At 52.6% G+C, this 10,305-nt stretch carries 23 protein-coding genes; 5 read left to right on the top strand and 18 right to left on the bottom strand.

What is annotated here, in order from left to right:
* Window positions 1-53: 53 nt before the first annotated feature.
* From RS584_RS12770 to RS584_RS12700, 15 genes are all read right to left on the bottom strand, one after another.
* Window positions 54-245: a DUF1382 family protein gene (locus tag RS584_RS12770; RefSeq protein WP_315748005.1), complete on the bottom strand. Its 192-nt coding sequence runs from the start codon at window positions 243-245 to the stop codon at window positions 54-56.
* On the bottom strand, window positions 242-559 hold the full coding sequence (locus RS584_RS12765; protein ID WP_305869881.1) for a hypothetical protein: 318 nt from the start codon (window positions 557-559) through the stop codon (window positions 242-244). Before RS584_RS12765 ends, RS584_RS12770 begins: the two co-directional genes overlap by 4 nt.
* Entirely contained in the window at window positions 556-774 is a 219-nt protein-coding gene (locus RS584_RS12760) for a hypothetical protein (RefSeq protein WP_315748004.1), read from the bottom strand. Before RS584_RS12760 ends, RS584_RS12765 begins: the two co-directional genes overlap by 4 nt.
* Window positions 771-1,430, bottom strand: a complete 660-nt coding sequence (locus tag RS584_RS12755) for an MT-A70 family methyltransferase (RefSeq protein WP_315748003.1) — start codon at window positions 1,428-1,430, stop codon at window positions 771-773. The genes RS584_RS12760 and RS584_RS12755 overlap by 4 nt, the downstream gene beginning before the upstream one ends.
* Window positions 1,427-2,095, bottom strand: coding sequence for a phosphoadenosine phosphosulfate reductase family protein (locus RS584_RS12750; RefSeq protein WP_315748002.1), 669 nt, complete (start codon window positions 2,093-2,095; stop codon window positions 1,427-1,429). Before RS584_RS12750 ends, RS584_RS12755 begins: the two co-directional genes overlap by 4 nt.
* Before the next feature lie 89 nt (window positions 2,096-2,184).
* Window positions 2,185-2,337, bottom strand: coding sequence for a DUF1317 family protein (locus tag RS584_RS12745; RefSeq protein ID WP_121909535.1), 153 nt, complete (start codon window positions 2,335-2,337; stop codon window positions 2,185-2,187).
* Window positions 2,337-2,558: a hypothetical protein gene (locus tag RS584_RS12740; RefSeq protein ID WP_048339497.1), complete on the bottom strand. Its 222-nt coding sequence runs from the start codon at window positions 2,556-2,558 to the stop codon at window positions 2,337-2,339. Before RS584_RS12740 ends, RS584_RS12745 begins: the two co-directional genes overlap by 1 nt.
* Before the next feature lie 25 nt (window positions 2,559-2,583).
* On the bottom strand, window positions 2,584-3,027 hold the full coding sequence (gene ssb, locus RS584_RS12735) for a single-stranded DNA-binding protein (RefSeq protein WP_315748001.1): 444 nt from the start codon (window positions 3,025-3,027) through the stop codon (window positions 2,584-2,586).
* Complete coding sequence (locus RS584_RS12730; RefSeq protein WP_315748000.1) at window positions 3,028-3,654, bottom strand: ERF family protein; 627 nt, start codon at window positions 3,652-3,654, stop codon at window positions 3,028-3,030.
* Entirely contained in the window at window positions 3,651-3,809 is a 159-nt protein-coding gene (locus RS584_RS12725; RefSeq protein ID WP_157843358.1) for a hypothetical protein, read from the bottom strand. Before RS584_RS12725 ends, RS584_RS12730 begins: the two co-directional genes overlap by 4 nt.
* On the bottom strand, window positions 3,806-4,003 hold the full coding sequence (locus RS584_RS12720) for a hypothetical protein (RefSeq protein WP_039273286.1): 198 nt from the start codon (window positions 4,001-4,003) through the stop codon (window positions 3,806-3,808). The genes RS584_RS12725 and RS584_RS12720 overlap by 4 nt, the downstream gene beginning before the upstream one ends.
* Window positions 4,004-4,075: 72 nt before the next feature.
* Window positions 4,076-4,285, bottom strand: a complete 210-nt coding sequence (locus RS584_RS12715; RefSeq protein ID WP_006809788.1) for a cell division protein FtsZ — start codon at window positions 4,283-4,285, stop codon at window positions 4,076-4,078.
* Window positions 4,282-4,443: a hypothetical protein gene (locus RS584_RS12710; protein ID WP_154400843.1), complete on the bottom strand. Its 162-nt coding sequence runs from the start codon at window positions 4,441-4,443 to the stop codon at window positions 4,282-4,284. Before RS584_RS12710 ends, RS584_RS12715 begins: the two co-directional genes overlap by 4 nt.
* The gene (locus tag RS584_RS12705; RefSeq protein ID WP_045328631.1) at window positions 4,440-4,637 is read right to left on the bottom strand and encodes a hypothetical protein; all 198 of its coding nucleotides are present in this window, start codon (window positions 4,635-4,637) and stop codon (window positions 4,440-4,442) included. The genes RS584_RS12710 and RS584_RS12705 overlap by 4 nt, the downstream gene beginning before the upstream one ends.
* A 145-nt stretch (window positions 4,638-4,782) precedes the next feature.
* Entirely contained in the window at window positions 4,783-4,971 is a 189-nt protein-coding gene (locus tag RS584_RS12700) for a DUF551 domain-containing protein (RefSeq protein WP_045907316.1), read from the bottom strand.
* Between the two features lie 680 nt (window positions 4,972-5,651).
* Between RS584_RS12700 and RS584_RS12695 the strand changes: the two genes are divergently transcribed.
* On the top strand, window positions 5,652-6,026 hold the full coding sequence (locus tag RS584_RS12695) for a hypothetical protein (protein ID WP_060460446.1): 375 nt from the start codon (window positions 5,652-5,654) through the stop codon (window positions 6,024-6,026).
* 53 nt (window positions 6,027-6,079) lie between these two features.
* On the opposite strand, the gene RS584_RS12690 is transcribed toward RS584_RS12695, so the two are convergent.
* Genes RS584_RS12690 through RS584_RS12680 form a run of 3 tightly spaced genes read right to left on the bottom strand, consistent with a single transcriptional unit; the run spans window position 6,080 to window position 7,614 of the window.
* Window positions 6,080-6,595: a hypothetical protein gene (locus tag RS584_RS12690; protein ID WP_060460445.1), complete on the bottom strand. Its 516-nt coding sequence runs from the start codon at window positions 6,593-6,595 to the stop codon at window positions 6,080-6,082.
* The gene (locus RS584_RS12685) at window positions 6,592-6,843 is read right to left on the bottom strand and encodes a hypothetical protein (protein WP_060460444.1); all 252 of its coding nucleotides are present in this window, start codon (window positions 6,841-6,843) and stop codon (window positions 6,592-6,594) included. Before RS584_RS12685 ends, RS584_RS12690 begins: the two co-directional genes overlap by 4 nt.
* A gap of 60 nt (window positions 6,844-6,903) precedes the next feature.
* Entirely contained in the window at window positions 6,904-7,614 is a 711-nt protein-coding gene (locus RS584_RS12680; protein WP_060460443.1) for a LexA family protein, read from the bottom strand.
* Window positions 7,615-7,721: 107 nt separating this feature from the next.
* On the opposite strand from RS584_RS12680, the gene RS584_RS12675 reads away from it, so the two are divergent.
* From RS584_RS12675 to RS584_RS12660, 4 genes are all read left to right on the top strand, one after another.
* On the top strand, window positions 7,722-7,922 hold the full coding sequence (locus RS584_RS12675; RefSeq protein ID WP_006176184.1) for a Cro/CI family transcriptional regulator: 201 nt from the start codon (window positions 7,722-7,724) through the stop codon (window positions 7,920-7,922).
* Window positions 7,923-7,925: 3 nt separating this feature from the next.
* Window positions 7,926-8,468, top strand: a complete 543-nt coding sequence (locus RS584_RS12670; protein ID WP_032680701.1) for a toxin YdaT domain-containing protein — start codon at window positions 7,926-7,928, stop codon at window positions 8,466-8,468.
* Window positions 8,469-8,653: 185 nt separating this feature from the next.
* Complete coding sequence (locus tag RS584_RS12665) at window positions 8,654-9,619, top strand: replication protein (protein ID WP_315747999.1); 966 nt, start codon at window positions 8,654-8,656, stop codon at window positions 9,617-9,619.
* Complete coding sequence (locus RS584_RS12660) at window positions 9,616-10,305, top strand: replication protein P (protein WP_315747998.1); 690 nt, start codon at window positions 9,616-9,618, stop codon at window positions 10,303-10,305. Before RS584_RS12665 ends, RS584_RS12660 begins: the two co-directional genes overlap by 4 nt.

The raw sequence follows: 10,305 nt of genomic DNA, 5'->3' as shown, positions 1-10,305 counted from the left end.
GGTGAACGCCAGCAATAAAAAAGGCCGCTTTAGCGACCTGGTGATTAGTGCATTCATGCTGCACCGCCATCATTCTTCTCGGCTTCGACTGCCATCTGCTCAAGCCGTCGAGATAGCTCGGCGGCCAGCGTCTGGAATTCTTCCTCGGTCGCCACCGGGATCGGCACAAAGCGAATCCCGATGTGCGCCAGGTGGTTGGCAATTTCGAGGCTTTTCCTCAAATCAACGGGTGCGGCTCTGTTCATGCCGCACCGCCAGCGTGCCGCAGCCAGATGCAGACGGCACCATCTTCTGTGTCGTGAATTGAACCGACAAACCAACCACCACCGGCGGGTGTTTCTGGCTGCCACGCTGAAATGTCATAGCCGTCCACATCGGGGTCGACGTCATCTTCATCGCGGTACACCACTTTCCACTCAAGGCCGCTCTTATCCAGCCATGCGTTGAATTCATCAGGTGAGATATATTCACGCCCATCGAAAAATTCATCGTAAAGCGGGTGAGTCCAGTAGCCGTATTGGTCGCGTTCGACGGGTAGGGGTTTAAATTCTGTTGTCATTGTTCGGCTCCAAACCGCCCATTTAGGCGGCCAGTTTTGACGACGAACTCCAGGAGGCTAACTCCCAGAGCTTCAATTTTCTTGTGATGCTTGTTGATGATGGGAGTCACCGTTTCGTTCCAGTTTGGCTTTGGCTTCTTGCGCATGGCCTGCTGGATTTCCTCGGTGCAGCGGCGGCAGGCGGCGCGGATTGCGTTTTCATTTGCTGGCGTCATGCGGCCTCCGTTTTCACAACATCGATGGCGCAGCCGGGCAGCAATTCAACCGCGGCGGTGGCGCACTGATTTCCCCAGTGGTGCCAGCCTGGCGCTGCGCTGCGGCTAAACAGCTCAATGCGCGGCACATCACCGTAAAGCAGCTCCAGCCGGTGGCGCACTTCCCATGGCTTTTCGCTGTGCGCGCCGAGCGGGCTATATACCACCTGCTTAATCCCGGCGTGCTTTCGCTCAAGCCCGGCGCCGCAGGTGGCAATTAACAGGTCTTCGGTGTTGGCCCGGGTGTGGTTGCCACCGTTCATGCGCGTCTCGGTGTTAAGCAGATCGAGAAAGTCGTAAAAGTCGGTGACTTCACCATCGGCCAGCGCCTTGTTGATGCGCAGTTCCGCGTTCTGATTCAGCTTCACCCAGGTAAAGCCTTTCATCGTGCGAACGGTAAAGCCCCAGGCCTCGGCCAGCTCGATAGCTTCCTGGTTATGCGTGCCGGTGTACCACATCGCCAGCACCGCGTTTTCGGCGGCAAGCTCCCACACAGGCAGGCGCTTGATGTCGATGAGCTTCATGGTGGAGTAGTGATCGGCAGCAGCGCCGTTGCTGATGGTATTGCCGTAAGACCAGGGAGGATCCGCGTAGATAAGGGAATATTTTACGGTCATGCTGCCAGCTCCTTTATCGGGATGCGGTTCATGTGCATCGTGTACCCGGTATGCTCCTCCAGCGCTGCGTACTGCTCAAGCAGCTCGGGGTGATGCCGTCCACCGTTACGCAGGTCGTTTCGGCTTGCCATGATGCAGAACACGCAGCTCAGGCGCTCATTTCCCAGCGCATAAGCGTAATGCGGTTCCTGACCAGCCTCGCGAATTGAAACAAACACCTCTTCGGCCTTCAGCTCATGAATTGGCAACCATTCGTACCAGGTCAGCACCGAGTTGGAATCAGTTTCGTTCTTGCGGAATACCTGACGCTTAGCTCGACCAGGCGACTCCTCGGCGCGTAGACCGAGGCAGTTGACGATCACCTTGAAACCGTTCGCCTTTGCGTAGGCTCTCACTTCACGCTGGATAGGGCCACGCTTAAGATCACTGGTACATTGGCGGGTGCTGGCTGAGGGCCAACTCGGCACCTCCGGGCGGTTTTCAAATCGGCGCTCTACCATCTCCAGCAGGGTCTTTCTCGCCCTGGCGACGATGAACGGCAGGCCAGCGTCCTCTGCCTGATTTTGTGCCAGCTCCAGCGCGCCCGGCCATTCCATGGCGCCAAGCGAAGCATGCACCACGACGATCTGCTGTGGCGGGATAACTTCAAGCAGCTTGATAAGCATCGTTTGACTATCTTTGCCGCCAGAATGGTTTGAAACGAAAAGGGCGCCTTATTTTATGAGGGAGTCTATATCCTGGTGGGGGATGTTATTCATGCAGCCTCCTGCCTTTCCCGATATTCCTCAGCGAGCCTCTGCGCCTTTAATGGATTGCTGACCACTTCACCCCATGGCATTAGCCAGCCGTTACCAATGAAGGGAAGGCACAGAGCGCCAACCCTGATGTCGTCGTGAGCGTGAGTCATTAGTCACTCCTTGAAGCACCGCCAAGACCTTTGCGGTTGTCATTCAGATATGGATCACATGGCCTGTAAGTCGATGGTTTTTCCGGTGATGTATCGTTCTCACGCTCCTCACGGATGATCTGGTAAAGCTCTTTGCGATCGGCGCGTTCTTGCGGGCTAAGTTTCCGGTCAGGGATTGGCCGGAGAAGATGTTTTCGATATTCGGGGGTAAATTTGTTCATTGGTTTCTCCTGACCGGGAGATGATTCAAAAGGGTATGTCGTCGTCGAAGTCCATTGGTGGTTCGCTTGGTTGATGTTGTGGTGCCGGTGAGAGTTGTTGCCGTTGGTGTTGTGGATGCGATGATGCCTGTTGACGGGGGTTATCATTTCCTGGCGTGCCGCGTGGTGGGAGATCGATATCCCGTACCAGGATTGTCGGTGTCTGCACCTGCGAACCGTCCTGCTTAGTCCACTCCTCAATTACAAACTCGCCAGTAACAGCAACCTTTGCTCCCTTAACAATCGCGCCAGAGAGCTTCTCGGCCATTGCCCCGAACATCTTGCAATTCAGCCATGATGTCTTCTCATTCTCGCCAAACCCAGATTTTGCCGGGAGTGAAAACGAGGCGATGTGTTTCCCGTTTGGCGTGACGCGCAGTACCGCGTCTCTACCGACATTTCCTGACACTGTGATTGTGTTAATCGCCATTTAAGCCGCCTGTTTAAGTTCTTTTAGTCGAATGCCGGTGACGTCTTTGCATTTAGCCTGGTGATCAGCAAAACCATTCAGACGTGACCATGTTGTCGCGTATTGCGCCTGCAATTTTTTGCTGTCGTTTTCAGTACTGGCGTACTGAGTAAATTCAGCGAGAATTTGATCGGCATCTGCCGGTTGCACCTGATGGGTTTCGGCATCCGCGTCGATTGCAGTTTCCTCAGTTGGGATGCAAAACGCCTGAAACGCCGCGTATTTGTATGCTATCGACATGGCCTTGTTTGTGGCCTTGTCGCCGCTATCCATCGCTTCACCATAGGTGGTGACGGTGTGGATGCTGCCGTCCTCGGTGCTGACGAAATCGAAGTCACCACGAACCGTGATGTAGAACAGCGCACCGCCATTTTTGCTGGTTCGCTCGACGCTGGTGCGTTCGGTGTAGCGGGGTAGGATCAGGAGTTTGTTTTTTACCAACTCCGGGGCCAGCGCGTTGTAAATGTCGTCGATACCACGAAACGCGTAATTGACCTGACTACCTTGCTTCCTTTCTTTGCTGATACCCTTCTCAGCCAGCGCTGAAGCAACGCTGCTAATGGCGGCGTATACTTTTTTATCTGTCATGTGTAGTTCCCCGCAAATTCATCCCAACTAATGATCGGGTTCTGCCGCTCGGCAGCCAGGTTAACTGGCTCGTCATCACCTTCCGGCTTTTCCGGCAGCACGTCGCGCATTAGGCGCAGGAATGACTCTTCATCCCAACGTTCTGCGGCCGTCATGCTGCGCGCTCCTGATGAGTGATGATGTAACCCTGCTCAGCCAGCCACTCGATGACTTCTGCGCCATCGAGCTGGGGTAGTACGTCACGGGTTTTAACTGTGCCGGCCAGGATAACGCCTTCCATCTCAACTTTGATGGTGTTGTGTGGCCCGACGGACGTGCGCATATCAACGCACTCGCATGTAATATTCATGGCTGAACTCCTGAAATTTGGATGTGCAGATCCCGCCCGCATTGAGCCAGGCCGATCGGTTGAATAGGGTGGTTAGTGCTGGATAGGGTTGCCGTGACCGTCCAGAAGGACGTCAATCACGCAGTCACTGAGGCGGATGATTTCTGCGTCGGTGTGCAGGTACACCCATTTGCGCTCCTGAATGACTGCTGAGACGCGATAGGTTCGGCCTTCATGCATTGCCATCATGCCGGGCGTGACGCACTGGCGAATGAGCGGGGTGGTGCCGTAGTGGTTGATCATACCTTCACCTCAACCTGTTCCAGGAGGCCAGCTATATGCATCTGCCAGCGGTTCAGCGTCAGCTTGTCGCGCGGTGCCGATACCGACGTCAGCTGCCACTCGTTATCGTTGAGCTTTTTGGCGGTGTACTGCTTGCCGTTGTGGGTGACTGTCATCATTGCAGGACAACCTTATGCCCATGCTGGACAAGCTCACCCGCTTCCATGCCCACATTCAGCCAGAAGCTTAATGCCAGAAGAACGTCATCTTCGTTTTGGCAGTGGCAGGCATTAACAAATTCCTGAACCGTCTTAACTGCGAGTTTTGCCATTTCTGGCTCAGTCAGGCGTGATATTGGCTGTTCTTTTCTCATAAACCCTCTTGGCCTTATCGCGGCGAACGGAACGGTTAATACAAGACTTCTGCGCTAATGAGCGGTGGATGGCCGCCGGTTGTCATAAATGGGCAGACTCGAAAATCTGCCTATGTATGACCGATAAAAAACCCGCCGTGGCGGGTTATTCAGGGTGATTGAGCATTGCCCAATGCGTTACTTCCTGAGGTGCATAGCGCTTCTTAAATGCGCCGTTTGTGTAGATCCAAAAATCATCTTCCTGCAACTTTCCAAACTCATAATCACCATCAACAAAAAGCAGTAGCAGTCGATTTTTCAGCGGCTGCCTTTCACTACACTTAATCCACTCCATCGCCTTACCCTCTGTCGTTACCCGCTGATGCGGGAGAAATGCTTTGGTGCTGGCTCCCCACAATGAAGCAAGGAAGGCCGTCGTCGCCTTGGTGAGCCATTACCTCACCAACTAGCTGATAACCGTCTGCCAGCCCAAAGCACTCACCAAAAACCCCGACATCGCCGGGGTTTCCGAAAGCATTTGTGGTACCAATTATTTGTGAGCGATATAGCTTTGCCGTCGCATAGAAGCTCCTTTGTTGCGTGGGTTGATTCAGCCCAGCCCACTCAGCTTCGAATGGACTGGAATAAATCTGTTTGCGCTTCGCACCTCTCATCCCGCCAGTGTTGCCCGTTCCCACGCCTTTATCGCTCTCGCGAGGGGGTAGCCTTCTCACCGACCGGTTCGCCGCCGGTGATACGCCGCATTTTGTGCGTTGGGGTCTAAACAGGATTACCGAGTGCTGTTCCGACTTTGCATGTTTTTAAAAAGCAGGCCACTTGCTGTCCGCCGCTGGCTAACTTCGCTCAGCTGTCGATGTTTCGTTTCGATGGGGTAACAATACTAGCGGTATTAACTTATATCAATACTTCTAGTATTATTAAATTAAGGATTAATACTATTGATATGAAATATAAGAGAATTTATTTTTGTAAATACCGGTGATATGCTGAAAAAAACAGCAGGCTGAGGCGGCAATGGATACTAAGGAGTGGGTTGGCGGCCTTCGATGGCTTAGTGACGAGCAGATAGTTGATTTGCACTTCAAACTCCAGGAGAAAATCAAAGAGCACTATAAGCAACGAGACGTTGGCGATAATCTTGAACGGGCCATCCAGTTCTGCGAGCAACATGTGGCTTTAGCTGAACTAGCTTTCCCCGCGCTGAAGGCAAAACATAACAAGCAGGCTGCTGAGTACGAAGCTTTGACGGGTAACAAATACCCGGCTGAGTTTTACGCACCGGCGCACCACGGATACCGGCAACTGATAACTATCATGAAGAAAAGGAAGCAGTTAGTTAAAGTGGCTGAGCTGGAAGCAAAGAGAAGATCAGAGGGATGGAGAGAGTAGGCGAGTAGGGTTAAAGGCATAAGAAACCCGGCGCGGTGGCCGGGTTTGTAATATTAGTGGCCGTGAGCTTTTCTTGAAGCCACTGAGCTTATGGTTGCAAAAAGGTTTGCTATTCCAGCAGCTGTAGGCATTGATGACAGTCTGTTAAGGATGACACCAACCGGGATTGCGAAAGCAAAACTTAATCCAATCAACGCAATCGCCAATATAGAAGATATTGGATTTTTGCTGATTGTCATTTTCATGCACTGATCAAAAGCTGCATCATAGAGTTTGTTGTTCGCTCTCTGAGTTGGCTTAATGTCGAGCTTGCCTTTTGCTATCAACATGTAAGCCAAGACGAACGGACACGCCATGGCGCATAAGGGCAACATATAAAATTTACGAGATAGACGGTAAGAGCGATACAACGACTCTTTATCTACTTCTGGAACACCCCTATCTTCAAAGTATTCTTCGATAAGCTCTACAGCTTTTTTCTGATATCTCAATGCGCGCCTGCGGCACAATACCCAGTACGCAACGATAACTAAAGCAAGGGCAAGAGCTGACAGCATGTTAACAATCATTTCTTTTTCCCCCTCTTTTTCGATTTCTTCATTGCTTCTACGACCTTTTTATCAAGAGATCGTTCATTTTTAAAGATGCTACCTACAGTGTAGATGATATAAAGCAACGTCACCGGAACCATCAATATCAAGAGCAACGCTATTACAGGGCACTTATCATACAACGATTCCCAAAAAATCCTAAGCTCTTTAATGCTGTCGGGCATTGCGCCTAGGTCGATATCGCCACCGAAGATAGAGAAGTTCATTTAACTTTCCGTGTGAGTCATGGTTACGTTACAGTTAACTTTGAACCGTTAACGCTAAAATTATATCAATCGTAATTTTGTCTCTACAGCGACACCTATGATCCGACAGTTGCCGTTAATTGCCACAAGCGGCCACTGGGGATTGAGCCCCTTCAGATACTTCTGTGCACCATCGATCACCAGCTTCTTAAACGTCGCCTCGTTAGAATCAGATAGCTTTGCTATTACTAGGCTGCCGTTGATCGCCTCGCGGCCCGTATCGAAAAGAACGAAGGTACCTTCAGGGATGCTAAGACCAGCAGGGGCTGTCATCGAGTCACCATCTACCTGCAGCCAGAACGCCTCTCCCTGAATGTGAGCATCTGATTCAAGCCAAAGGTCTACATCCTTTAGGGTGTACGGCTCAACAGCTTCACACCATGCGCCTGCTTGGACTTTACTAATCACCGGATATTTTGAGCCAGGTGAATAATGCCCGGCGAACGAAGTATTCTCCGATGCTACCGAGCTCATGTCAGAGATGTCCTTCGCAAGTGACGGACTGAAATCAGAGACACTAACCCCAAGAAGCCTCGCAAATACTGATGCTACCGCTGTATTTAAAGCATTCCTTCCATTCAGGTAATGGCCGACGGCACCCTGAGATATGTCCAGCGCGTCCGCAATGGATTGCTGAGTAATTCCCAGTTCTTTTTTCTTCGCTTCGTAAAGGGCTTTTAAACGCTGTGAGTCAGCCACTTGAGCGGGGGTGAGGATCTTTTTCTTTTCCATTATCAGATATTAATACCAAAGCTCATATTTTTAAAATACCGGCGGTATTGATTTATCTAATACTTGTGGTATTGTTTTTGTATTAACGGTAAGGAGCAACGCTAAACATGAAAATTTCACTCGCCGAGTATGTCGACGAAGTTGGCCAGGTAAAAGCAGCTGATGCCATTGGTGTCCATCAAACGGCAATTAGCAAAGCGATCAGGGTCGGCCGTCAGATTTTCATCAACAAGCTTCCTACTGGCGAGGTTAAGGCGGTCGAGTACCGCGAATTTCCTCACAGTAAGAAACAGGAACATCAGGAATAGCAAATGCATTCACTTGCGTATCAACACAATACCGGAATACACCCTGGAGCGATGATAAACCGCGCTCAACCTAAGGCGGCGCCGGACCACGAAAAGATCCGCGATGCGGTCCGGGCATGGTCGTCTGCGCTGGACAATCAGGACGTCGTTTCGGCGCTGATCATCAACGAGTACCGGGAGCAGGGCGGGACCGCCATCAGCTTCCCGGAAGACATCAGCAGGGCGCGCCAGAAACTTTTTCGCTTTCTGGATAACCGTTTCGACTCTGAGCAGTACCGCGAGAACGTGCGCCAGTTGACGCCCGCAATCATGGCCGTTCTGCCGCTGGAATTTCGCAACCGCCTGGCGCCACAGAACGACACGATGTCGCTGATCGCCTCTGCGATGAAAGAGTGTGCCGAGGCTAAGCAGGCAGTGCTGCTGGACGCTCCAGAGCATCAGAAGCTGAAAGAGGTAAGCGAGGGTATAGCGTCGCTGTTCCGCCTCATGCCGGAGCAGGTGGGGCCGCTGATGACGATGGTTACATCGATGCTGGGGGTCATGTGAGAACTACAGAAATGGCGAAAGCCGGTCTGCGCGAACAGAGCCGACTTTCTGGTGCAACAAACGCTAGTCAATTGCGAGGTCATTATGACAAACGCTAATCCAAAACGCCAGGCGCAGGAGGTTTAACTGTGTCGAACGTCGCTTACGCAAATTTCGCGGCGCATTCCGCCGCCAGGAGCAACCGGATGGAGAACCAGAAAACCGGATTCATCCCGTTGTACCGGAGTGTTCTTAAGCAAACCTGGTCGAAGGACGTCTTCCTGCGCACGCTGTGGGAAAACCTGCTGCTGTGTGCTGCTCGCCAGCCATATACAGCAAACTTCAAAGGTCGCCAATGGCCGCTGCAAACCGGACAACTGGTCACCACCTCAGCCGATCTCGGGCTGAATTTATGCGACAGGGAAGGGAAGCCATGCAGTCGCCACGCCGTAGACAGGATGCTTGATGTTTTCGAGCGTGAAGGGATGATTTCTCGCTCCGGAGAGAAGCGAAAGGGCTCTGTGATAACCATCACAAATTACGCTGAATATGCTCAAAAAATGGACGATTTACCCGAGCGTATCACCGCGCATATCTCCGCGCTTAATGCCGAGCATGGCGAATCCAGTAATGGCGCAGCTTCGGAAGGTTATGCCGCGCATAACGGAGCGCATTTACCCGAGCGTTTCACCGAGAATCATGAACAACAATGTAATAACATCAATAAAAACATTAAAAGATCTTCGTCCGAGAATTCTGACGAATCCTCTGACGCACGTCTGAAGAAATTTTTATCAGCTCATCCAGACGCTGCGGTTTACACCCCATCCGGTGCGAAGTGGGGATCGGCTGAAGACCTCGAGATCGCTAAGTGGATTTCCTCCAGGGTGAAGCTGATTAACCCAACCTGCAAAGCCCCGGACATGACCTCCTGGTCTAACACCGTTCGCCTGATGCGCCAGATAGACAACCGGTCGCACCAGGACATTTGTGCGCTGTATGACTGGGCAAGCAAACACCACTTCTGGCAGACCAACATCCTGAGCCCTGAAAGCCTGCGTAAGCAGTGGGACAAGCTGACGATGCAGCGAAACGCCGTAGGTGGGCAGCGTGCGGCTAAGCCGGATCTGGACTTCAACAACACTGACTGGGCCTATGAGGTGATTCGATGAAATCTCTTGCAGAGCAGATGCGTAACCACGACCGCGAGCAGATGAGTCGCATGGCTCATAACCTGCCAGAGCAGTATCAGGAACGAGCGCCGGTCGAGCAGGTAGCGCAGGTATTCAACGGACTGTTCAACCAGCTGCGTGCCGCGTTCCCGGCCAGCATGGCGAACTTCCGCACCCAGGAAGACCTTAACGAATTCCGCCGTCAGTGGCTGCTGGCGTTTCAGGAGAACGGGATCCACACCATGGCTCAGGTCGATGCCGGTATGCGCATTGCCCGCCGCCAGGAGCGCCCATTCCTGCCGTCGCCGGGCCAGTTCGTCGCCTGGTGCAAACAGAGCGGCGGGGTGCTGGGCGTCAACGTTGACCAGGTGATCGCCGAATACTGGGACTGGCGTAACCGTTCGTTCGAATTCACCTCCAGCGAGCAATTCCCCTGGTCGCAGCCGGTCATGTACCACATTTGCGTAGAACTGCGTCATCGCAGCACAGAGCGCCAGTTAACGCATGGTGAGCTGGCACGCGAGGCGGGTGATCTTCTGGACATGTGGGAGAAGCGCGTCACCGATGGTAAGCCAGTGCCGCCGGTGCGCCGGGCAATTGCAGCACCGGCTGCCGAACACGGGCCAACGCCGATCCAGCTGCTTCAGGCGAAGTACAACCGCAACAAGTCGAACGGGATGGTGTGA

It is taken from the genome of Enterobacter sp. DTU_2021_1002640_1_SI_PRY_ASU_LCPMC_013, from assembly GCF_032389435.1.
GTDB lineage: Bacteria > Pseudomonadota > Gammaproteobacteria > Enterobacterales > Enterobacteriaceae > Enterobacter > Enterobacter hormaechei_C.
This window is presented reverse-complemented; position numbering and strand designations above follow the sequence as displayed.

Coding starts and splice junctions, on each gene's coding strand:
- RS584_RS12770 (WP_315748005.1), bottom strand. CDS start 245: ATGAACAGAGCCGCACCCGTTGATTTGAGGAAAAGCCTCGAAATTGCC.
- RS584_RS12765 (WP_305869881.1), bottom strand. CDS start 559: ATGACAACAGAATTTAAACCCCTACCCGTCGAACGCGACCAATACGGC.
- RS584_RS12760 (WP_315748004.1), bottom strand. CDS start 774: ATGACGCCAGCAAATGAAAACGCAATCCGCGCCGCCTGCCGCCGCTGC.
- RS584_RS12755 (WP_315748003.1), bottom strand. CDS start 1,430: ATGACCGTAAAATATTCCCTTATCTACGCGGATCCTCCCTGGTCTTAC.
- RS584_RS12750 (WP_315748002.1), bottom strand. CDS start 2,095: ATGCTTATCAAGCTGCTTGAAGTTATCCCGCCACAGCAGATCGTCGTG.
- RS584_RS12745 (WP_121909535.1), bottom strand. CDS start 2,337: ATGACTCACGCTCACGACGACATCAGGGTTGGCGCTCTGTGCCTTCCC.
- RS584_RS12740 (WP_048339497.1), bottom strand. CDS start 2,558: ATGAACAAATTTACCCCCGAATATCGAAAACATCTTCTCCGGCCAATC.
- ssb (WP_315748001.1), bottom strand. CDS start 3,027: ATGGCGATTAACACAATCACAGTGTCAGGAAATGTCGGTAGAGACGCG.
- RS584_RS12730 (WP_315748000.1), bottom strand. CDS start 3,654: ATGACAGATAAAAAAGTATACGCCGCCATTAGCAGCGTTGCTTCAGCG.
- RS584_RS12725 (WP_157843358.1), bottom strand. CDS start 3,809: ATGACGGCCGCAGAACGTTGGGATGAAGAGTCATTCCTGCGCCTAATG.
- RS584_RS12720 (WP_039273286.1), bottom strand. CDS start 4,003: ATGAATATTACATGCGAGTGCGTTGATATGCGCACGTCCGTCGGGCCA.
- RS584_RS12715 (WP_006809788.1), bottom strand. CDS start 4,285: ATGATCAACCACTACGGCACCACCCCGCTCATTCGCCAGTGCGTCACG.
- RS584_RS12710 (WP_154400843.1), bottom strand. CDS start 4,443: ATGATGACAGTCACCCACAACGGCAAGCAGTACACCGCCAAAAAGCTC.
- RS584_RS12705 (WP_045328631.1), bottom strand. CDS start 4,637: ATGAGAAAAGAACAGCCAATATCACGCCTGACTGAGCCAGAAATGGCA.
- RS584_RS12700 (WP_045907316.1), bottom strand. CDS start 4,971: ATGGAGTGGATTAAGTGTAGTGAAAGGCAGCCGCTGAAAAATCGACTG.
- RS584_RS12695 (WP_060460446.1), top strand. CDS start 5,652: ATGGATACTAAGGAGTGGGTTGGCGGCCTTCGATGGCTTAGTGACGAG.
- RS584_RS12690 (WP_060460445.1), bottom strand. CDS start 6,595: ATGATTGTTAACATGCTGTCAGCTCTTGCCCTTGCTTTAGTTATCGTT.
- RS584_RS12685 (WP_060460444.1), bottom strand. CDS start 6,843: ATGAACTTCTCTATCTTCGGTGGCGATATCGACCTAGGCGCAATGCCC.
- RS584_RS12680 (WP_060460443.1), bottom strand. CDS start 7,614: ATGGAAAAGAAAAAGATCCTCACCCCCGCTCAAGTGGCTGACTCACAG.
- RS584_RS12675 (WP_006176184.1), top strand. CDS start 7,722: ATGAAAATTTCACTCGCCGAGTATGTCGACGAAGTTGGCCAGGTAAAA.
- RS584_RS12670 (WP_032680701.1), top strand. CDS start 7,926: ATGCATTCACTTGCGTATCAACACAATACCGGAATACACCCTGGAGCG.
- RS584_RS12665 (WP_315747999.1), top strand. CDS start 8,654: ATGGAGAACCAGAAAACCGGATTCATCCCGTTGTACCGGAGTGTTCTT.
- RS584_RS12660 (WP_315747998.1), top strand. CDS start 9,616: ATGAAATCTCTTGCAGAGCAGATGCGTAACCACGACCGCGAGCAGATG.